The organism is Actinocrinis sp., assembly GCF_035938995.1.
Lineage (GTDB): Bacteria > Actinomycetota > Actinomycetes > Streptomycetales > Catenulisporaceae > DASZGI01.
This window is the reverse complement of the sequence record NZ_DASZGI010000139.1, coordinates 56722-75653: the sequence shown is the minus strand read 5'-3', so window position 1 is coordinate 75653 and position 18932 is coordinate 56722. Positions and strand designations below refer to the sequence as shown.

At 70.4% G+C, this 18932-nt stretch carries 20 protein-coding genes and 1 pseudogene; 9 read left to right on the top strand and 12 right to left on the bottom strand.

From position 1 onward, the window contains the following. The 4 genes from VGZ32_RS09530 to VGZ32_RS09515 all read left to right on the top strand — a co-directional run. Positions 1-1461: right-handed parallel beta-helix repeat-containing protein (locus VGZ32_RS09530; protein WP_326885534.1), on the top strand; the 1461-nt coding region annotated here is incomplete at its 5' end. A 97-nt stretch (positions 1462-1558) separates the two neighbouring features. Beyond that, positions 1559-1921 (top strand): YciI family protein, encoded by a 363-nt coding sequence (locus VGZ32_RS09525; protein WP_326885533.1) that lies wholly within the window; start codon positions 1559-1561, stop codon positions 1919-1921. Next, the gene (locus VGZ32_RS09520) at positions 1918-3114 is read left to right on the top strand and encodes an RNA polymerase sigma factor (RefSeq protein WP_326885532.1); all 1197 of its coding nucleotides are present in this window, start codon (positions 1918-1920) and stop codon (positions 3112-3114) included. Before VGZ32_RS09525 ends, VGZ32_RS09520 begins: the two co-directional genes overlap by 4 nt. A 55-nt stretch (positions 3115-3169) precedes the next feature. Further along, positions 3170-4252, top strand: coding sequence for an NAD(P)-binding domain-containing protein (locus VGZ32_RS09515; RefSeq protein WP_326885531.1), 1083 nt, complete (start codon positions 3170-3172; stop codon positions 4250-4252). Here the strand turns inward: VGZ32_RS09515 and VGZ32_RS09510 are convergent. Together VGZ32_RS09510 and VGZ32_RS09505 are read right to left on the bottom strand one after the other, a co-directional pair. Continuing rightward, a complete protein-coding gene (locus tag VGZ32_RS09510) occupies positions 4249-5394 on the bottom strand; it encodes a glycosyltransferase (protein WP_326885530.1) in 1146 nt (381 codons plus the stop codon). The two genes, VGZ32_RS09515 and VGZ32_RS09510, sit on opposite strands and share 4 nt — an antisense overlap. Then, positions 5381-6040 carry an acyltransferase gene (locus VGZ32_RS09505; protein ID WP_326885529.1) on the bottom strand — a complete coding sequence of 220 codons (660 nt, stop codon included), beginning with the start codon at positions 6038-6040 and terminating at the stop codon, positions 5381-5383. Before VGZ32_RS09505 ends, VGZ32_RS09510 begins: the two co-directional genes overlap by 14 nt. A 198-nt stretch (positions 6041-6238) precedes the next feature. Between VGZ32_RS09505 and VGZ32_RS09500 the strand changes: the two genes are divergently transcribed. Next, on the top strand, positions 6239-6811 hold the full coding sequence (locus VGZ32_RS09500; protein ID WP_326885528.1) for a PASTA domain-containing protein: 573 nt from the start codon (positions 6239-6241) through the stop codon (positions 6809-6811). On the opposite strand, the gene VGZ32_RS09495 is transcribed toward VGZ32_RS09500, so the two are convergent. The 7 genes from VGZ32_RS09495 to VGZ32_RS09465 are packed head-to-tail and all read right to left on the bottom strand — an operon-like array spanning position 6801 to position 14051. Further along, positions 6801-7448: a class I SAM-dependent methyltransferase gene (locus VGZ32_RS09495; RefSeq protein ID WP_326885527.1), complete on the bottom strand. Its 648-nt coding sequence runs from the start codon at positions 7446-7448 to the stop codon at positions 6801-6803. The genes VGZ32_RS09500 and VGZ32_RS09495 overlap by 11 nt on opposite strands. A 54-nt stretch (positions 7449-7502) precedes the next feature. Next, entirely contained in the window at positions 7503-8606 is a 1104-nt protein-coding gene (locus tag VGZ32_RS09490; RefSeq protein ID WP_326885526.1) for a DegT/DnrJ/EryC1/StrS family aminotransferase, read from the bottom strand. After that, positions 8603-9331 carry an acetyltransferase gene (locus VGZ32_RS09485; RefSeq protein ID WP_326885525.1) on the bottom strand — a complete coding sequence of 243 codons (729 nt, stop codon included), beginning with the start codon at positions 9329-9331 and terminating at the stop codon, positions 8603-8605. The genes VGZ32_RS09490 and VGZ32_RS09485 overlap by 4 nt, the downstream gene beginning before the upstream one ends. Before the next feature lies 1 nt (position 9332). Beyond that, positions 9333-10472, bottom strand: a complete 1140-nt coding sequence (locus tag VGZ32_RS09480) for a DegT/DnrJ/EryC1/StrS family aminotransferase (RefSeq protein ID WP_326885524.1) — start codon at positions 10470-10472, stop codon at positions 9333-9335. Further along, entirely contained in the window at positions 10469-11482 is a 1014-nt protein-coding gene (locus VGZ32_RS09475) for an NAD-dependent epimerase/dehydratase family protein (RefSeq protein WP_326885523.1), read from the bottom strand. Before VGZ32_RS09475 ends, VGZ32_RS09480 begins: the two co-directional genes overlap by 4 nt. 2 nt (positions 11483-11484) lie before the next feature. Beyond that, positions 11485-12546, bottom strand: coding sequence for a Gfo/Idh/MocA family oxidoreductase (locus VGZ32_RS09470; protein WP_326885522.1), 1062 nt, complete (start codon positions 12544-12546; stop codon positions 11485-11487). 41 nt (positions 12547-12587) lie between these two features. Next, on the bottom strand, positions 12588-14051 hold the full coding sequence (locus tag VGZ32_RS09465) for a sugar transferase (RefSeq protein WP_326885535.1): 1464 nt from the start codon (positions 14049-14051) through the stop codon (positions 12588-12590). A gap of 396 nt (positions 14052-14447) precedes the next feature. Between VGZ32_RS09465 and VGZ32_RS09460 the strand changes: the two genes are divergently transcribed. Then, the gene (locus tag VGZ32_RS09460; RefSeq protein WP_326885521.1) at positions 14448-15386 is read left to right on the top strand and encodes a glycosyltransferase family 2 protein; all 939 of its coding nucleotides are present in this window, start codon (positions 14448-14450) and stop codon (positions 15384-15386) included. Between the two features lie 30 nt (positions 15387-15416). On the opposite strand, the gene VGZ32_RS09455 is transcribed toward VGZ32_RS09460, so the two are convergent. Then, positions 15417-15797, bottom strand: a complete 381-nt coding sequence (locus VGZ32_RS09455; protein WP_326885520.1) for a MarR family winged helix-turn-helix transcriptional regulator — start codon at positions 15795-15797, stop codon at positions 15417-15419. Positions 15798-15815: 18 nt separating this feature from the next. Between VGZ32_RS09455 and VGZ32_RS09450 the strand changes: the two genes are divergently transcribed. The 3 genes and pseudogenes from VGZ32_RS09450 (at position 15816) to VGZ32_RS29035 (ending at position 17106) form a co-directional block, all read left to right on the top strand. Continuing rightward, positions 15816-16070, top strand: a complete 255-nt coding sequence (locus VGZ32_RS09450) for a hypothetical protein (protein ID WP_326885519.1) — start codon at positions 15816-15818, stop codon at positions 16068-16070. Beyond that, a pseudogene (locus tag VGZ32_RS29040) lies at positions 16071-16538 on the top strand (glycosyltransferase family 87 protein); the annotation flags it as partial. Beyond that, positions 16483-17106: a glycosyltransferase 87 family protein gene (locus VGZ32_RS29035; protein WP_414642521.1), complete on the top strand. Its 624-nt coding sequence runs from the start codon at positions 16483-16485 to the stop codon at positions 17104-17106. The pseudogene VGZ32_RS29040 and the gene VGZ32_RS29035, both read left to right, overlap by 56 nt. Here VGZ32_RS29035 and VGZ32_RS09440 read toward each other — a convergent pair. Continuing rightward, positions 17046-17537, bottom strand: coding sequence for a cysteine dioxygenase family protein (locus VGZ32_RS09440; protein ID WP_326885517.1), 492 nt, complete (start codon positions 17535-17537; stop codon positions 17046-17048). The genes VGZ32_RS29035 and VGZ32_RS09440 overlap by 61 nt on opposite strands. A gap of 435 nt (positions 17538-17972) precedes the next feature. Then, on the bottom strand, positions 17973-18899 hold the full coding sequence (locus tag VGZ32_RS09435; protein WP_326885516.1) for a thaumatin family protein: 927 nt from the start codon (positions 18897-18899) through the stop codon (positions 17973-17975). Positions 18900-18932: the final 33 nt, after the last annotated feature.

Sequence of the window (18932 nt, the reverse complement as noted above, 5' to 3'; positions counted from 1 at the left end):
TACACGACGGCCGCCGGCGACCCGATGGCGACCTGGCGCAACCCGAGCCACATCGAGTTCGTATACACCGGTGGCCTCGGCGCCTGGACCGAGCCGCGCTGCCCGGTCGCGTCCATCACGTCCACGACCATCACCATGGCGCAGCCCTGCTGGAACAACTCGACCAAGCGGGTTCTGCGCACCGACGGCTCCGGCCGCACCTACGAACTCGTCGGACGCCAGTCCATCACCGAGGCGCCCACCTCCGTCGAGAACGCCTACGAACTGCTCACCAAGCCCGGCCAGTGGTACCTCGACACCGCGAAGCGCACCCTCTACTACATCCCGCGCTCCGGCGAGAACCTGAGCACCGCCGACGTCGAGGTGCCGGTTCTGACGACGCTGTTCTCGGCGAATGGGACCCCGACCGCGCCCGTGCACGACCTCAGCTTCCAGGGCATCGAGTACGAATACGCGACCGAGACGACCGCCGACACCGGCACCGGCTTCTCCGAGATCCAGGCCACGTACACGATCACCGGGACGTCGGGCTACGCGACGCAGGGCCTGTGCTCCTTCGTCAAGGGCGGCACCTGCCCCTACGGCAACTGGACCAAGATGGCCGCGAATGTCTCGTTGAGTTACGACCAGGGCGTCGCGTTCACCGGCGACTACTTCGTCCACCTCGGCGGCGCCGGCCTGGACCTGGGCGACGGAACGCAGAACGCGACGGTCGCCGGCTGCGTGTTCACCGACATCTCCGGCAACGGCCTTGACATCGGCGGCGTGGACATTAACGAGCCGAGCGCCGCGGAGGCGACGACCGGCGTCACGATCCACGACAGCCACTTCTACAACACGTCAGACGAGTACCACGGCGGCGTCGCGATCGACGTCGGCTACGTGCAGAACTCCACCTTCCGCAACAATCAGATCGACCACGTGCCCTACACCGGCATCTCGGTCGGCTGGGGCGGGTGGCCGGACAAGGTCAAGCTGCCCGCCGAGCCCAACGCCTCGCACGGCAACCTCTTCTCCGACAACCTGATCTTCGATCACATGTCGTTCCTCGGCGACGGCGGCGCGATCTACACCAACGGCATCACCGGCAGCTCCTTGAGCAGCGGCGAGCACGTCACCGGCAACCTGATCCACGACCAGGTCAGCTCGAAGGGCCACGGCATCTACACCGACAACGGCTCCTCCTACATCACCGTCACCGGGAACGCCGAGTACAACATCGCCGCGGACGTGTGGGGCAGCAAGCACACCAACTACACGCTCAACAACGGCACGTATGACCCGCTCGACATCGAGGGCAACTACTGGACCAACGGCCCGGCTCCCTACAACGCCAAGGCCGTGCTGATCAAGAACAACACCAACATCACCAGCCCCAGCCAGATCCCCGCGTCGATCGTCTCCAACGCGGGCATCCAGCCCCCGTACACCTCGATCCTCTCCTGGACGCCCGGCTCGTGAGAATCCAGCCGATGTAGAGAACGCGCCCTCGGCTCCGACCTGTGAGTGAATAAGGCGACCGGCCCCGGTCGCGACATAGGAGCCGAGGAGCGACGACATGAAGTACATGCTGCTCATCTACCAGAACACCCAGGCCTGGGAGGCGCTGCCGGACGAGGAGCGCACCAAGATCATGAACGAGGCCGGAGACCTGATGCAGGAGTTGCAGGAATCCGGCGAGTGGGTCGGCGGCGAGGGCCTGGCGCACGTTTCGGCGGCGAAGACCGTCAAGCTGCGCGGCGGCGTTCCCGCGGTGACCGACGGCCCGTTCATCGAGGCGAAGGAGCACCTGGCCGGATACCTCACCGTGGACTGCGAGACCGAGCAGCGGGCGATCGACATCGCCGCCCGCTGGCCGGACGCCCGCCACTGGGCCATGGAGGTCCGCGCGGTGATGGGCGGCGGCGGCGAGGAGATGTGACCGGCGGGCCGACCGAGGACCTGCTGCGCGCCCAGGCGCCGCAGGTCCTCGGCGCGCTCGTGCGCCGCTACGGGCACTTCGACGCCTGCGAGGACGCGGTACAGGAGGCGCTGCTGGCAGCCGCGGTCCAGTGGCCGGAGCAGGGCGTGCCGGAGAACCCCCGCGGCTGGCTGATCACGGTGGCGTCCCGGCGGCTGACCGACCAGCTGCGCAGCGAGGAGTCCCGGCGGCGGCGCGAGGAGGCGGCGGCCGCTGCGGAGCCGCGCGTCCCGGCTCACGTGTCGCAGCAGGACGACACGCTGATGCTGCTGTTCCTCTGCTGCCATCCGGCGCTCACCCCGCCGTCGCAGATCGCGCTGACGCTGCGGGCGGTCGGCGGCCTGACGACTGCGCAGATCGCGAGCGCCTTTCTGGTCCCCGAGACGACGATGGCCCAGCGGATCAGCCGGGCGAAGCAGCGGATCAAGGCGGCGGGTGGCGGCTTCGACGTCGGTGTGGAGCGGATCGGCGCGGTCCTCCACGTCTTATATCTGATATTCAACGAGGGCTACACGGCGACGTCCGGCGCGGATCTGCGCCGGGGCGAGCTGACCGGCGAGGCGATCCGGCTGGCCCGCGAGGTGCTCCGGCTGCTGCCCGACGACGGCGAAGTGGTCGGCCTGCTCGCGCTGATGCTGCTGACGGACGCCCGCAGCCGGGCGCGCACCGGACCCGACGGCGGTCTGGTGCCGCTCGCCGAGCAGGACCGCAGCCGCTGGGATCGGCGCTCGATCCAGGAGGGTGTCGCCCTGATCACTGCGGCGCTGGCGCGTGCGCCGCTCGGCCCCTACCAGCTCCAAGCCGCGATCGCGGCGCTTCATGCTGAGGCGGAGCGAGCCGAGGACACCGACTGGCGGCAGATCGCGGAGCTGTATCGGCTGCTGGATGCGTTCGCGCCGGGCCCGATGGTCACCCTCAACCGGGCCGTCGCCGTGGGCATGGCAGACGGTCCGAAGGCCGGGCTCGACCTGCTGGCGACCCTGGACGGCGACGAGCGGCTGGCCAGCCACCACCGGCTCGACGCGGTGCGTGCACACCTGCTTGAGATGGCGGGGGACTCGGCGGCTGCCCGCGAGGCGTACCTCACGGCCGCCAGGCGCACGACCAGTACCCCAGAACGGCGGTATCTAGAGAGTCGCGCTGCTCGGATGTAGCGGATATAGCAGTGGGGCGCGGAAGACTGCGCGGCGCCGACTTGTTCAACGCAACGTGAACAACCAGAAGGTGGACGTCGCGGTGATCGGCGCGGGGCAGGCGGGCCTGTCGAGTGCCTACTTCCTGCGCCGGGCCGGCTTCGAGCCGGGCGCGGGCTACGTGGTCCTCGACGCGAACCCGGCGCCGGGCGGGGCGTGGCAGCACCGCTGGCCCACCTTGCGCATGGCCACCGTGAACGGCATCTTCGACCTGCCCGGGATGGCCTTCGACCCGCCCTCCCCGGACGAGGAGGCGGCCGTCGCAGTGCCGCGCTACTTCGCCGCCTTCGAGAAGGAATTCGACCTGCCGGTGCAGCGGCCGGTCGCGGTCCGCGCCGTGCGCAACGGCCCGGACGACCGCCTGCTCGTCGAGAGCGACGCCGGGACGTGGGCCGCGCACGCCGTCATCAACGCGACCGGAACCTGGACCCGGCCCTTCCTGCCGTACTACCCGGGGCGCGAGACCTTCCGCGGCCGTCAGCTGCACGCGGTCGAGTACCCTGGCGCGGACGAGTTCGCAGGCAAGCGGGTCGTCGTGGTCGGCGGCGGAATCACCGCGGTGCAGCTGCTCGGCGAGCTGAATGCGGCGGGGGCCTCGACCATATGGGTCACCCGTCGGCCTCCGGAATTCCGCGACGTGCCGTTCACCCGCGAATACGGCCGCGAAGTCGTCGCGGCGGTGGACCGGCGGGTGCGCGAAGGACTGCCCCCGCGCAGCGTCGTCAGCGTCACCGGCTTGCCGATCACGCCGGCGATCCGGGCCGCCATCTCGCGCGGAATCCTCGACCGGCAGCCCATGTTCGACCGCATCACCCCGGACGGCGTCGTGTGGGCAGACGGGCGGTTCGTCGCCGCTGACGTCATTCTCTGGTGCACCGGCTGGCGTGCCGCGCTCGACCACCTCGCCCCGCTGCACCTTCGCGCCCCAGGCGGCGGCATCGTCATGGACGGCACGCGCGTCGTGCCCGAACCACGGCTGCACCTCGTCGGATACGGCCCCTCGGCGAGCACGGTCGGCGCCAACCGCGCCGGACGCGAGGCGGTGCGTGAGATTCGTCGGCTGCTTTCTGCGGCGGAGCGAGTCCCCGTCGCGGCCTAAGCGCGCAACCCGGGTGAGACAGAGACCAGATAGCGCGGACCGTTGATGTCCCAGGCGAATTCGCGCTCGTAGCGCTTGCGGCCGCATTCTCCTGCGGCGGAGCGCTCGCCCGGAGAGGCGAGGAGCAACGCGTCGAGGGCGTCCGCGAAAGCGCCGGGGGACAGGTCCGCGGCGAGGAACGGGGAATCGCCGACGAGCCGGGCGTTCTCGCGCAGCGGCCGCAGCACTACCGGCAGCCCCCGTGCCATCGCGTAAGTGACCTTGTTCATCGCGCAGTAGTGGTTGTATTCGAGGTCTGGGTCCGGCACGACCATCGCGTCGATCCGCTCGAGGAAGCTGCTCACGCCCGGCGGGTCGAGCCAACCGTGGAAGGCGACCAGGTCGCTGACGTTGAGGCGGTCCGCTTGGCGCCGCACCGCGGCCAGCGCCGGTCCGTCCCCGGCGATTTCCAGCCGGAAGCCACGAGCGCCGCGGCAGCGCAGTTCGCACACGGCGTCGATCAACTCGTCGAGGCCGTCGTGCTCGCCGATCCGGCCCAGGTATCCGAGTATTGTCTTGCCTGCCGCACTGCCGTTGCGCTCGGCGGGATTGGCGCTGTCGTCGACCTCCGCGGTGCGCACCAGGATCGCTTCCCGGCCGTACCGCGCGCGCAACCGGTCGACCTGCTCCTGGCTCGGCGTGATCACCACGTCGGCGGCCCGGATCGTGCGCAGTTCGCGGTATCCGGAGAGCCAACGCCCGAAGCGAGCCCTGGCGAGGGCCGGCGTCACTTCGTGTTGGTCGTAGACGGAGGTGCATCCTTGCCTGCGCGCCCAGCGCAGCAGCCCGGCCAACAGGTCCGGAGGATTGCAGGCTTGCACCATGCGCGGACTGTTGGTGAGGCGCAGTGCACGTTTCGCAGCCTTCGCCGACGCGCGTGCGGGGTTGTTGGCGTGGATGTAGACCACGTTGATGCCGTCGATGGTGGTGCGGCCGCCCGGCCTGTCCGGGCACGCTGGACACACGACCGTCACCGCGACGCCGTCGTCTCGAAGCACCTCGGCCTGCGCCCACACCCGGTGGTCGTCGGGGACCGGCAGGTCGAGCACGACGATGACCGCTGTCGGCGCCGGACCGGACCGGCCGCCCTCAGTGGCGATCATGGGACCGCGGCGCGCTCCCCGCGCCGGGTCCGCCGCGCCAGGTTTCGTCCGCCTCGGTCAGCAGACCGCCGCGCTCGATGTACCGGGCGCCGGTGGTCAGACAGCGGAAATGGCCGCCGCCGTCGTCCGCCAGCGGCATCCCGGCCCGCCCGACCCACCGGATCCAGCGCGCCGGAACCCCGGCGACCAGAGCGAAGTCGGGCACGTCCCGGTTGACCACCGCGCCGGCGGCGACCATGGCCCACCGGCCGATGATGACCGGCGCGACGCAGACCGCGCGTGCGCCGATCGATGCGCCCTCCAGCAGCGTCACGCCGACCGCGTCCCAGTCCTCGCCGCGCTTGAGCTTGCCGTCGGGCGTGACAGAACGTGGATACGTGTCGTTGGTGAAGACCACGGCCGGGCCCACGAACGCGCCGTCGTCCAGACGTGCGGGCTCGTACACCAAGGCGTAGTTCTGCACCTTCACGCGGTCGCCGATCCGGACCCCTGGGCCGATGTACGCACCGCGGCCGATGATGCACTCCCGGCCCACGACGGCATCTTCGCGTACGACTGCCTGCGGCCACACGATCGTCCCGCGGCCGACCGAGGCTCTGTCGTCGACTACGGCGCCCGAAACGATTTCGGCCTCGTGATCAGTCATCTCAGACTCCTGTTCCGCGACGCGCCGAGCGGACCATTCCACGCTACCTGTCATCCGCCTGCGTGTAGGCCGGAACCGGGAAACCGGGCGTTCACGGCGGACGCATTTGCCGGAAAATCCCTCCGCGCGGGTGTTCGGCAAATAAGGTGTCCGCAGACATCCACGCTCTCTTGGCACTCTCTGTGGGGGGACGAGCCCATGTGGCACGCTGACGCGACCGCGACGCCGACGCCTTCGACCAGTTCCGCGGCGGGGTCGGTCGGCACCCTGTCCTGGGACCAGACGCTCATCGCCGTCGTGGTCATCGCCGCGGCGATGCTCGTGGTCGGCGTCATCCTGATCTGGGCCAGGTCCGCGGTACCTGGAGCTGCGGGCGTCGGCGGCAGCGTGGTGCGCAGCTGGATCTCGCTGGCGCTGGTCCTCGGCCTGGTGATGTTCGGCGCCTTCTCCTTCGCGGTGGACGACGCGACGTTGCGCAGCACCCTGATCGGCGGGCTCACCGCGAGCGTCGGGGCCGCGGTCACCTTCTACTTCCAGTCCAAGAACAACCAGGACGTGATGGACGCCGCCAGCGGCACCGAGGCGGTGCCGGACCTGTACGGCAAGACCCAGTCCGAAGCGCAGGCGGTCATGGCCACGACCTCGCTCAAGCTGGAGGTCGACTCCGCTCATCCGGCGCCGGCGGGGAACGCGAACGCGACGGTCAACAGCCAGGTGCCGCTGAAGAACACCTCGGTGCGTAAGGGCTCGACAGTCGTCGTCAGCTTCTGACGACCACGAGATGGGCGGCGGGGTAGGGGCGCTTGGCGTCTGCTGCGGGTTCCTCGAGCAGGCGGGCCACTTCGCTGAAGCCGATCTCGTCGAGTAGGCGGGAAAGCCGGTCGGGCGACCAGCGGTACGCGAGCGCGACCTTGTGGTCATAGGGCTGACCGAGCTCTGACGAGCCGCGGTCGGCCAGGAAGGCAAGGTGCAGATACCCGCCCGGTACGAGCACGCGGCGGATCTCGGTGAGCAGTTGCGGCAGGTGCGCCGGTGATGTGTGGATCGTGGAGTAGTGGGCGAGGACGCCGCTAAGTGAGCCGGCGTCAAGGTCGAGGGCGGTCATCGATCCGACCTCGAAAGTGACGTCGGGATATGCGGCGCGGGCGATCTCGATCATCGCGGGGGAGAGGTCGACGCCGAACGCGTCCAGCCCGAGGGTGCTCAGGTGCTTCGTGAGATGGCCCGGGCCGCAGCCGAGGTCGGCGACCGGGCCGCCGCCCGCCTTGCGGACCAGTTCCGCGAACGCGGCGAACATCGCGAGGTCGAACGGCCGGTCCCGCCACATGCCGCTGATGACTTCGGCGTAGTGCGCGGCCATCGCGTCGTACGCATCGCGGGTCGCGCGCAGTTCATCGGTTTCGGTCACGGTGCAGGACGGTAGCGCGCGGCGCCGACAGCCAACGCCGCGCGCTACCGGGTCTTAGCCCAGCGCAGTGCGCAGCGCTTCGACGACCTGCTCCTGCTCGTCCGCGGTGATGTGCGGATGTAGCGGCAGTGACAGGATCCTCGACGCCGCCGCTTCCGCGTTCGGGAAGTCTCCCTCCTTATATCCGAGGGAGGCGAAGGCGGGGGTCAAGTGAACCGGTATCGGGTAGTGGACCCCGGCGCCGATCCCGTCGGCATTGAGTTTGCCCACCACCTCGTCGCGTGCGGCGGGGTCGCCGCCGAGCGATTCGACGCGGACTACATACAGATGCCAGACGTGCTCGTTCCCGGGCAGCGTGACCGGAAGTACGATCTGCTCGAACCCTGACAACAGCTCGTCGTACCGGGCAGCAGCGGCGGCGCGCGCCTGGTTCCAGGCGGCCAGCCGGGGCAGCTTCGCCCGCAGCACCGCCGCCTGCAGGCCATCGAGCCGGCTGTTGAAGCCGAGGACGTCGTGCTTGTACTTGGCCGCCCCCCCGTGGTTGCCCATCGCGCGCACTGCCGCGGCGATCTCCGCGTCGTCGGTGACTACGGCGCCGGCGTCTCCGTAAGCACCCAGATTCTTTCCCGGGTAGAAGCTCGTCGCCGCGATCTCGCCGACGGTCGCCCCCTGACTCTGTGCGGCGTCCTCGACCACGCGCACCGGTGAGCCGTCCAGCGCGGATGCCAACCGCTTCGTATCCGCGAGCTGCCCGTAGAGGTGCACCGGGACCACGGCCTTCGTGTGCGTCCCGACGGCGCCGAGCGCCGCTTGCACGTCAATCAGGTAGGCGTCGGGATCGCAGTCCACGAGCACGGGCCGGGCCCCGGTGCGGGCGACGGCCTCGGCCGTGGCGATGAAGGTGTTCGCCGGCAGCACCACTTCGGCGCCCGGCCCGGCGCCGACCGCGCGCAGCGCCAGTTCCAACGCGTCGGTGCCGTTGCCGACGCCGACGCAGTGCCGGGCGGCGCAGAACGCCGCGTATTCGTCCTCGAAGGCGGCGACCTCCCGGCCGCCCACGAACGCGGTGTCGGCGATCACCCGCTCGAATCCGGCGCGCACCTCGGCGGCGACCTCGGTGTGCGCGGCCCGCAGGTCGACCAGGGGAATTCGGGTCACGTCGTCAGCCTTTCGACAGCGAAGGATTCGGGGACGTCCACGTCCCGCAGTCGGCGCGCCGGATTGCCCACCCACACCTGCCCGGGCGGCACGTCGCGCAGCACCACCGAGCCCATGCCGACGGTGGACCAGTCGCCGACGTGCACGCGCTCGCGGATGAGCGCGCCCGCGCCGAGATACGCCCCGGTCCCGGCGACGGCTCCGCCGCCGAGCCGGACGCCCGAAGCGAGCGTCACGTAGTCACCAACGACCGTGTCGTGGGTCAGGACGGTGTGCGGCATCACCGCAACGTGTGCGCCCACTGATACCGAGGCAGTGAGTACGCACTGCGCCAGGATCACCGATCCCGGACCGACCGCCGAGGAGGCGGAGATCTGGGCGGAGGGGTGGATGATGGTGGTATAGCGTTCTTCCGGCAAGCCCAGGCGGCGCACGAGCGCGGCGCGGGCGAAGTAGTGGCGGGGATTGCCGACGCAGACCACGACCCGCGCCCCGGGCAGCGCGCCGAGCATGTCGGTGCCGCCGAGCACCGTCGCTCCGTCGAACACCCGACCGGCCAGCAGCGGGTCGTCGTCCAGATAGCCGAGCAGCCGCCAGATCGGGCCCCAGCCGTTGGCATTGCCGCGCGCGTTGACGGCCGCGACCGCCTGAGCGGTCTCCCGCGCGAACCCGCCCGCGCCGACGATCACCAGGTCTTGGCGGCGGGCGCCGGATTCTATGACCATGTCAGCCCACCGCCTTGCGCAGCACCGCCACGACGCGGTCCTGTTGCGCCTCGGTCAGCCCGTGGAACAGCGGCAGGATGAGCGAGTCGCGGGTCAGCCGCTCGGTCACCGGCAGCGGCGCGTGCCCGTGTTCGGCGTATGCGGGCTCGAGATGCGCGGCCATGATCCCGCGCCGTGCCGAGATGCCCGCCTCGGCGAGCCGGGTCAGCAAATCGTCGCGGCGGCCGGGCGCGCTCTCCTCGAGCAGCACCCAGAAGGACTGGTAGTTCGTCTGGCCATAGTCGGGATCGCGCACCGCGCGCAGCCCGGGCAGGTCAGCCAGCAGATCGTGGTAGCGCGCTGCCAGTTCCCTGCGACGGCGCACGAGCGCGCCGAGACGGCCGAGCTGGACCAGCCCGACCGCCGCCTGGATGTCGGTCATCCGATAGTTGAAACCGGTCTCGAGGTAGGACTCGAACACCGGCCCCGCGGTGGCGTGACGGTCCGCCGCGGACACGCTCATCCCGTGCTCGCGCAGCCGCCGCAGCCGGACCGCGCGGTCCTCGTCGTCGAGGGTGAGCATGCCGCCCTCGCCCGTGGTGATCAGTTTGCGCGGGTGGAAGGACCAGGCGGCGACCTGCGCGCCGCGTCCGACCGGTGCGCCGCGGTAGGTGGACCCGGCCGCGCACGCGGCGTCCTCGATCAGCGCCAGGCCGAGCATCGAGCACAGCGCCCGCAGCCCGGCGACGTCCGCGGGCACGCCACCTTGGTGCACGGCCAGGACGGCGCGGGTGCGCGGGGTCAGGACTGCCGCTACGGAGTCGGGGGTCAGATTAGCCGTGTGTTCGTCGACGTCCGCGAAGACCGGCACCGCGCCGACGTACCGCACCGCGTTGGCGGTGGCGATGAAGGACAGCGAGGGCACGATCACCTCGTCGCTGGCGCCGATCCCGCAGGCCACCAGCGCCAGGTGCAGCGCGCTGGTGCAGGAGCTGGTCGCGACGCCGTGCGCCGCGCCGATCGACGCCGCGAACTCCCGCTCGAAGCGGGCGACCCGCGGACCCTGGGCGACCCAGCCGGACAGCACCGCCTCGGCCGCCGCGTCCGCCTCCTCCCGGCCGAGCAGCGGCACCATCACCGGAATGCGCTCGTCGCCGCTCATCCGGTACCACCCGGCACGTGCTGCTGCTGTCCCCGCCACCACTGCACCAGGTCGCGCAGGCCCTCCTCCAGGCCGATCCGCGCCTTGAAGCCGAGCTTGAGCTCGGCCGCCGAGGTGTCCGCGAGCCGCCGGGTCACCCCGTTGACCGCGCGCGGCGGACCGTACTCCACCGGCAGATCGGAATCCATCGCGGCGAGCAGTCCGGCGGCCAGCTCGCGCAGGCTGGTCTCGACGCCGCTGGCGACGTTGAACACCTCGTCGGTCAGCGGGGACCGCGCCGCTGCGACGTTCGCCCGGGCGATGTCGGCGACGTGCACGAAGTCCATGGTCTGCGCCCCGTCGCCGAAGATCAGCGGCGGCTGCCCGGCCTCGATCCGCTCCATCCAGCGGATCAGCACCTCGGTGTAGAGGCCGTGCACGTCCATCCGGGGGCCGTACACGTTGAAGTAGCGCAGCGCGACGTAGTCGAGCCCGTACATGGCGTGGAAGCTGCGCAGCATCCCCTCGTTGAACGCCTTCGCGGCGCCGTAGAAGGTGTCGTTGTTGTACGGATGGTGCCGCTCGGTCGTCGGGAAGTCCTCGGCCAGTCCGTACACAGACGCGGACGACGACGCCACCACCTTGCGGACCTTCGCCGCGGCGGCTGCTTCGAGCACGTTGAAAGTGCCGTCCACGAGCACTTCGTTGGCCAGCCGCGGCTCCTGGGCGCACTGGGTGATGCGGATCGCGGCCAAGTGGAACACCAGGTCCGCGCCTTCGGTCGCCCGGCGCACCGTGTCGGGGTCGCGGACGTCGCCCTCGATCACGCGCACGTCGCCGTGCGCGGTCGCCCAAGCCAGATTCTCCCGGCGGCCGCGGGTGAAATCGTCGAGCACGGTGATCCGCCCGGCCCGCTCGCTCACCAGCAGGTCGACCAGGTTCGAGCCGATCGTGCCGGCGCCGCCGGTGACCAGGATCGCGGCTCCGGCGACCGGATCGGCGGGCACGTTGTTCGCTGCCTCGGTGTCCATGATCAGCGGGCTCCTCTCAAGCCGACGACGGCGCCGTGGAACTCGAGGCTGCGGGAGGCGGCTTCGAGGACGTCGAGTACCCGAAGCCCCGCCCGGCCGTCGGTCAGGGCGGGGCGCCGGGCGTGTATGGCGGCGGCGTACTCCTCCACCACTGCGGACAGTGCTTCGCGCTCGGTCAGCGCGGGGGCGGTCATGTCGCCCGAGCGGTAGGAGATCAGCATCTGCTGCCGGGCCTGGTCGGCGAGTTCCTCCGGCGCGGCGAGATCCACGCCGCGGTCGAACACGGCCACCCGCTGTGCCGGATTGAGGTCGTCCCAGACCACGGTCCGCTTCGAGCCGCCGACCATCGTCGAGCGCACCTTCGTCGGCGAGAGCCAGTTGACGTGGATGTGCGCGATCGCGCCGCCGGTCAGCCGCAGCGTCAGATACGCGACGCAGCAGCGGCCGGCGCCGATCGGGTCCGCGCCGTGCGCCGCGACCGCTTCCGGCTCCACGCCCTCGGGCAGGATCGAGTCCAGGATCGACAGGTCGTGCGGCGCCAGGTCCCAGAGCACGTCGATGTCCCGCTGCACCAGGCCGAGGTTGATCCGGACCGAGTCGATGAAGTGCACGTCGCCGAGCACCCCGTCGTGGATCAGCTCTCTGAGCTTTGTGACGGCGGGGGTGTAGCAGTACGTGTGGTCGCACATGAGGGTCAGCCCGCGCCGCGCGGCCTCCTCGACGAGCAGGCGGCCGTCCGCGTACGTCGCCGCGAGCGGTTTCTCGACCAAGACGTGCTTTCCGGCCTCGAGCGCGGCCAGCGCCAGGTCGCGGTGGGTGGCGGCAGGTGTGGCGATCGCGACGGCGTCGACGCGGTCGTCGGCGAGTATGTGTGCGTAGTCGGCCGTGGCCTCCACGGTCGAATAACCGCCCAGCACACGCTGGGCCCGCGCGACATCGAGGTCGCATAACCACAGCAGCCGGAAGGACGCGGAGGCTTGGAAGTTGCGCACCAGGTTCGGGCCCCAGTAGCCGGCCCCCACCACCGCCACGCCCAAGGGCGCGCCGGTATCAGCTTTCTTCATTTGTTTTCTCCCCCTCGGTCCGCCGCGACGGCGGACGTGAATCAGACGCCGGTCCCGCGCACGACCGCGGTCGCGGTGCGGCCGAGGATCTCGGCGTCCAACCGCGGCGACCAGTTCTCCACATAGCTCAGGTCCAGCCGGACCGACTCCGGCCACGAAAGCGTGGACCGTCCGCTGACCTGCCACAGCCCGGTCAGGCCCGGTTTGACCGCGAGCCGTCCGCGCATCTCCTCGCTGTACCGCGCCACCTCGCCGGGCAGCGGCGGGCGCGGTCCGACCAGCGACATCGAGCCGGTCAGCACGTTGATCAGCTGAGGCAGCTCGTCGAGCGAGTACTTGCGCAGCACCGCGCCGATCCGGGTGACCCGTGGATCGTTGCTGATCTTGAACAGCACGCCGTCGCGCTTCTCGTTCAGGTGTGCCAGCTGGGCCTGCATCCGCTCCGCGTCGGCGACCATCGTGCGGAACTTCAGGCAGGTGAACTCCCGGCCGCCGATGCCGACCCGCACCTGGCGGAAGAACGCCGGGCCGGGGCTGGTCGCGCGCACCAACGCGGCGAGCGTCAGCAGCACCGGGGCGAGTGCCAGGAGAATCAGGGCCGCGACAAGCCGGTCGAACGCACCCTTGACCGCCTGCAGCGGCCGACTGCGTATCGGCGCCCTGATGTGCATCAGCGGCAGGCCGCCGAACTCGCCCAGGACGATCCGCTCGGACGACACCGCGGACGGCAGCGGGGCGAAAGCCAGATCGACCCGCTCGTCCCGCAGCCGCCAGGTCAGCGTGCGCAGCGTCGGAGTGTCCAGTTCGGGGCAGGCCAGGATCACCACCACGTCGCACTTCGCCGCGCGGGCCGCTTCGGGCACCGCGCCGAGCGCTCCGAGGATCGGCAGCGGGAAGGTGTCCTCCTCCGCGGGCTCGACCGGGCCGGGGACGCAGGCCCCGACGATGGTCAGGCCGGCCGGGTCCTGGTCGCCGCCGCGACGCACCACCCGCAGGAAGTCGGCGACCGGAGACGGGTGTCCGACCAGCAGCGCGCGGCGCCAGCCGTGCTGCCCCTCGTGCTCGCCGCAGACGCGCAGGCCGGCGATGTGCCGGCTGACCGGGGTCAACAGCGCGACGAGCGGGATCGCGACGAGCGCCTGACGGAACAGCGCGGTGCTGTCCACCAGGAAGGCGGCGACCGCGAGCGGCACCGCGAGGATCCCGGCCGCACGCAGGATCCTGCGACGGTTCTCGTGGCCCATCGATTCGTAACGCGCCTCGTAGGCCCGGCGCAGCCACAGGGCCGTGACCCACGCGGGCGGCATGAGAAGCACGGCGAGGCGGGTCGCGGCGGAGCTCAGACCGCCCGCGTCGCTTCCCCCGCCGTGCCAGAGATGCGCCAGGATTCCCGCGGCGAGCGCCGCGGACGCGTCCGCGAGGATCAGAAAACAGAGGTAATAGCACGCTCGGCGGTCACCGGCTGAACCGGCGTCCGCCCTCGACCTTCGCTCAGAAGTTAACACGTTGACGACTGCCACTGGCGATCCCCCCTCAGGCCGCACCGTGGTTGCACGGTCGTATAGACAGCTCACTCAAGGATTAAGTGCTCGAACCCCACCTCTTCAACGCGGACGAATGCGGCGGAAATCTCACCGCCTGTCTCGCGGCCTTCACTGTGTGCACAACATAGCGGACGGATCGTGAGCCGGAAGGCTTTGCGAAAAATTGGCTCGAACGCGCACCGCACACACGGCGCACGGTTCTGACACCCGTGCGCCGGGGCGCACGCGTCCGTGCGGCCGAGCTTCCCGATAGGGCATGGACACGACGCCGTCTGCGCCCCGATACTGCCGACCTGGGGCGGAGGCAGACGTGAACCCGCCCCTGACCACCTCGAACGAGGTGGCGAAAGGGGGAGAATGTCGTACGCCAGTGTAGACGTCGCCGTAGTTACGGTCACGTATAACAGCGAACGTGTCATCGAGGACTTCCTCGCCTCGCTCGCTTCCGGCATGGAGGGCTTGAGCTGGCAGCTCGTCGTCGCCGACAACGCCTCGCGGGACGAGACCGTCGCAGTGGTCGAACGATGGGCCGCGGCGCATCCCGACGCCTCGAGCGTCGTTGTGCAAACCGGTTACAACGCCGGCTACGCGGGTGGGATCAACGCGGCGCTGGCGAAGGCGGACCCGCACCGGGCGGCGCTGATCCTCAACCCGGATCTGCGTCTGCGGCCCGGCTGCGCGCGCCGCATGGCCGCCCTGGCGGCCGAGCGTCCGGATGTCGGGATCGTGGTCCCGCGTATGTACGACGACAACGGGAACCCTGCGTACTCGCTGCGCCGGGAGCCGACTGTGCTGCGCGCTCTAGGCGAGGCGCTGCTCGGGGCGCGGGCCGGTCGCTTCCCACGGCTCGGCGAGCTGGTCTTGGACGAGGCTGCGTACACCGCACGCACCACGGCGGATTGGGCGACCGGCGCCGCGATGTTCATCACCGGGTCCTGCCTCGAACGGTGCGGCGCGTGGGACGAGTCGTTCCTGCTCTACTCCGAGGAGACCGAGTTCTCCCTGCGGGCCCGCGATCTCGGCTTCGCCACCATGCTCGCCCCCGATGCCGCCGTGGTTCACCTCGGCGGGGAGTCGGAGGTGTCGCCGCGCCTGTGGACCCTGGTCACCCTGAACAAGCTGCGGTTCTACTGTCGGCGTCGCGGATTGCTCGCCGCGGTGGCCTACTGGGCGGCGCTCATGGTGCGTGAGGTGCCGCGTGCGGCGATGGGGCGACCTCGCAGCCGCCGCGCCGCGGCCGCGCTGATGACTGTGTCCTTGATACGTGATCCGCGCCGGGTACTCACGGACGATTAGAGCTACGGACGGCTAGAGCTACAGGCGCGCTCAGCAGTTCTCCGGCGCCCGCCATTTCTTGGCGTGCTCTGGCGTGATCGCGCCGATCGTGCGCACCAAGGTCTCGAAGGCCTCGTCGCCGATCTGTTCGACCACGCGCTTGCGCAGCGCGCTCGCCACCAGCCGGGAGATGCGCACCGCCGTTTCCGCGCCCGCCGGCGTGAGCGCCGCAAGGGTGACGCGGCGGTCCGAGGCGTGGGTGCGCCGCTCGAGCAGCCCGAGCCCGGTCATCCGGTCGACCAGCTTCGTGGTGCCTGCGGTGGAGAAGCTGAGCACCCGCGACAGCTCGTTCATCGGCGCTGCCTTGCCCGGCGCGGTGACCAGCAGCCACAGCACCCAGACCTGCCCCGATATCCGGCGCCGTGCCGTCAACTTCAGATCGAGGGGTTGATGATGTCCGTCGTCGCCATACCCACGCGTCGGACCGGCTCGGCCACGCTGATCGCGGGCTCGCTGAAGGCGTTGAAGACCACCGTGATCGCCGCCGATCTGCTCGCGGTGGCCGTGTTCCTGTTCTCTTATGGCAGCCGTGGAATCCGGTTCGGCGCCTACCACATCGATCTGCAGGTATATCGAATCGGTGCGCGCGCGTGGCTGGACGGCAAGTCGCTTTACGGCGCGCTGCCCCCGACCGGGCACGGCTAGATGCTGCCGTTCACCTATCCGCCGCTGGCGGCGGTTGCGGCCGTTCCGGTCGCCTGGCTGCCGGTGGGGGCGGCGGGGCTCGCGGTGACGGCGTTGAACGTGGTGCTGCTCTATGGCGTCCTGCGGCTGTTCCTGCGGCGACTGACCAGACCGGTCGCCTCGGCGGGGCTCGGCGCGAGCTGGCTCGCCGCCGCCGTGGTGCCGGCCGCGGTCGTGCTCGACCCGGTGCGGGTCGCGCTGGTCGACGGGCAGATCGACATCCCACTCATGGCGCTGGTCGCGTTCGACACCCTCGGTCCGGGGCTGCGCATCGGCGGCGTGCGGGCGCGCGGTTCGCTGATCGGCTTCGCGGCAGCGATCAAGCTGACTCCGGCCGCGTACTTCCTCTACTATCTGGCGCGCCGGCAGTACCGTGACGCGGCGATGGCCGCCGCCGCGTTCCTCGCCTTCACCCTGCTCGGCTTCCTCGCCGCCCCCCCGCGACTCGATCTCCTATTGGACCCGCGTCGTCTTCCAGACCGACCGGATCGGCGCGGCCGCCTACGCGTCCAACCAATCGGTCCGCGGCGTGCTCGCGCGCATCGGCATGACCGGGCCGACGCTCGACGCGGCGTGGTTCGTGCTCGCCGGGGCGGTCGCGCTCGCGGTCCTGTATGCGGCCAGGCGGCTCAGCGGCCCGGTCGGCGCGATGACGGCGTTGCTGCTCACGGCCATCGCGGAACTGCTGATCTCGCCGATCTCGTGGACCCACCACTGGGTGTGGGCGGCGCCCGGCCTCCTGCTGCTCGCCTTCGGTTTCAGGGCTAGAGCCCGGGCCGCGGCTGTAGCTGCCGGCGTCGGATACCTCATGTTCGCGATCGGCCCGCAGTGGCTGCTCCCGCACGGCGGCAACCTCGAACTCGCGTGGTCTGGTGGCAGGTGGTCGTCGGCGACGCCTATGTCTGGTATGCCGTGGCGGTCTTGGCGATCGCGGCGCTACCAGTCGCGGTCGGTCTCCGATCCGATGAGCCGGAGAGTCTCGCCGACCGCCACGTAATGGCGCATCAACGCCAGGTCAGGCGCGTATACGTGCACCGAGTAGGCCGTGACCGAGCCCTCGTTGGCCACCTCGTGGATGTGCCGCCCGGTGAAGGCGCGTCCGCGCTCGGCGGCCAGCGCCCGAACCCGTCCGGTGCCGCCGGGCAGCGGGAGCGGTTCGCCGGCCGGGTGCCGTGCCGGAGCTTCAATCGAACGCTCGGTCAGGGTGCCCGCGAGCGCGACCATCGCACCGGCGGCCCCGCCGTGGTCGTGCCACGCGGTGCCGGCGCCGGGCGGCCAGGCGATGAGCCACGCCGCGGTGCCGGTTCTGGTGTCCAGGCGCAGCCACGCCCGGTGGTCGGGCGACGCGGGCAGCCGTCCGGCAAGGCCCGGCTCGGCGGCGAGGTCGGTGGCGAGGGCGAGCAGAACGTCGGGGCGCGCGAAATCCACGGCCGCCTCACTTTCCGGGCACGTTGCATAAACGGCGGCATTAACGGCGGGCGGCGGGAAATGCCGGGCGTCGAAATGCGTGAATGAGTTCGTTCCGATGAATACGCGTATGCAGCGCGGAACGCGGCGCGGTCAAGGGCGCCAGCGTCGATTCAACGCGCTGAGAAAGAGGGTGGGGCGGCGAGGCAACGCGCGACGCAGGTGGCGGCGGCCGCCCTGGATAAGGTTTAGAGAGGAGTGGAGGGTGCGCTGCACACGACGGCGCGGCGGCGCCTGGCGGTCGCCAACGGCGCCGGCATCAGGCGCTGCGGGCGGCGCCGACGGCCCGGCACCGCGCCGGGTCTACGAAGTCAGCTTCAGTCCGCATACTCCTATTCACAAGGCGAACCTTAATAGCGCGTGCGGTGGATCGTCAATCGCCCCACGGCACATATTTCATGGACTCAGCCCGAATGTGATGCGATAGTCGCATTCACCGCGGCACGCCATCGTCGCAGAGTCGTCATAAGCGTACGAATATGCGTACGGCTCGGCGCTCTTGAACACCGCCGCGTAGTCGACCGGCCACCTCGACGGCACGCAGTTCGCCCGCCCGGCCCACGCTCCGCGGCAGCAGTAGGCGTCCGTGTTGAACGCCGCGCACGCCGTCCGGCACGCGACCACCGCGCCGCCCGCCGTTACCTGCATCGCTCCGGGGCACGCCACCGGCTTCGTGCAGCCGCCGGAAGAGCAGCCGGTCGGGCTGAGCGGATCGCGCGTCGCGGTGTGCGAGATGTTGATGAACATGGGCAGGTTCGAGCCGTCGACCATGCTCACGTCGTAGAAGTCCATGCCGTCCCAGGCGTTCAGGTTGATCTCGGCCAGGGTGGCCGGGATGGCGCCGCTCCCGGTGCACTGGAACCGGCCGCCGCAGTCGCCCGTCTGGCAGGTGCCCGCGCCGGACGCGTCGAATGAGCATCCGGTCCGGCCCCAGATCCGCCCGCCCCAACCGTCCGGAACGGCGAACGCGACGCTGGCGCCCGGGGCCAGGACCCAGCCGGTCGTCGGCAGCGGATGCTGCGAGTTCTGGTTTGCCGCGACCCAGACAGTCTGACTCAGGGTGTTGACAATGGTGAAGAGGCGCTGGCCGGCCGCGACTGGTGGTGTGGTGCTCGGCGCAGTCTGAGTTTTGCTGGGCGAAGCCGCGCTTGGCGAAGGCGAGGCTGATGGCGAAGTGGACGCTGACGGTGAGGCGGACGGCGGCGGGGTTGGCGATGCCGAAGCCGATGCGGGGGTGGAGACAGCGGCGCTCGTGCTCTTCGCGTCGCCGGGTTCGTACAGCATCCAGACCGCCACGAATGCGATGACTATCAGGCCGATCAACGCTGCGGCTCGTGTTCGCGTGAAGCGCGCGAA

Bases quoted from the DNA above. Each gene is read 5' to 3' on its own strand.
- VGZ32_RS09525 (WP_326885533.1), top strand. From the start codon at position 1,559: ATGAAGTACATGCTGCTCATCTACCAGAACACCCAGGCCTGGGAGGCG.
- VGZ32_RS09510 (WP_326885530.1), bottom strand. From the start codon at position 5,394: ATGATCGCCACTGAGGGCGGCCGGTCCGGTCCGGCGCCGACAGCGGTC.
- VGZ32_RS09505 (WP_326885529.1), bottom strand. From the start codon at position 6,040: ATGACTGATCACGAGGCCGAAATCGTTTCGGGCGCCGTAGTCGACGAC.
- VGZ32_RS09500 (WP_326885528.1), top strand. From the start codon at position 6,239: ATGTGGCACGCTGACGCGACCGCGACGCCGACGCCTTCGACCAGTTCC.
- VGZ32_RS09485 (WP_326885525.1), bottom strand. From the start codon at position 9,331: ATGGTCATAGAATCCGGCGCCCGCCGCCAAGACCTGGTGATCGTCGGC.
- VGZ32_RS09480 (WP_326885524.1), bottom strand. From the start codon at position 10,472: ATGAGCGGCGACGAGCGCATTCCGGTGATGGTGCCGCTGCTCGGCCGG.
- VGZ32_RS09475 (WP_326885523.1), bottom strand. From the start codon at position 11,482: ATGGACACCGAGGCAGCGAACAACGTGCCCGCCGATCCGGTCGCCGGA.
- VGZ32_RS09470 (WP_326885522.1), bottom strand. From the start codon at position 12,546: ATGAAGAAAGCTGATACCGGCGCGCCCTTGGGCGTGGCGGTGGTGGGG.
- VGZ32_RS09460 (WP_326885521.1), top strand. From the start codon at position 14,448: ATGTCGTACGCCAGTGTAGACGTCGCCGTAGTTACGGTCACGTATAAC.
- VGZ32_RS09450 (WP_326885519.1), top strand. From the start codon at position 15,816: ATGATGTCCGTCGTCGCCATACCCACGCGTCGGACCGGCTCGGCCACG.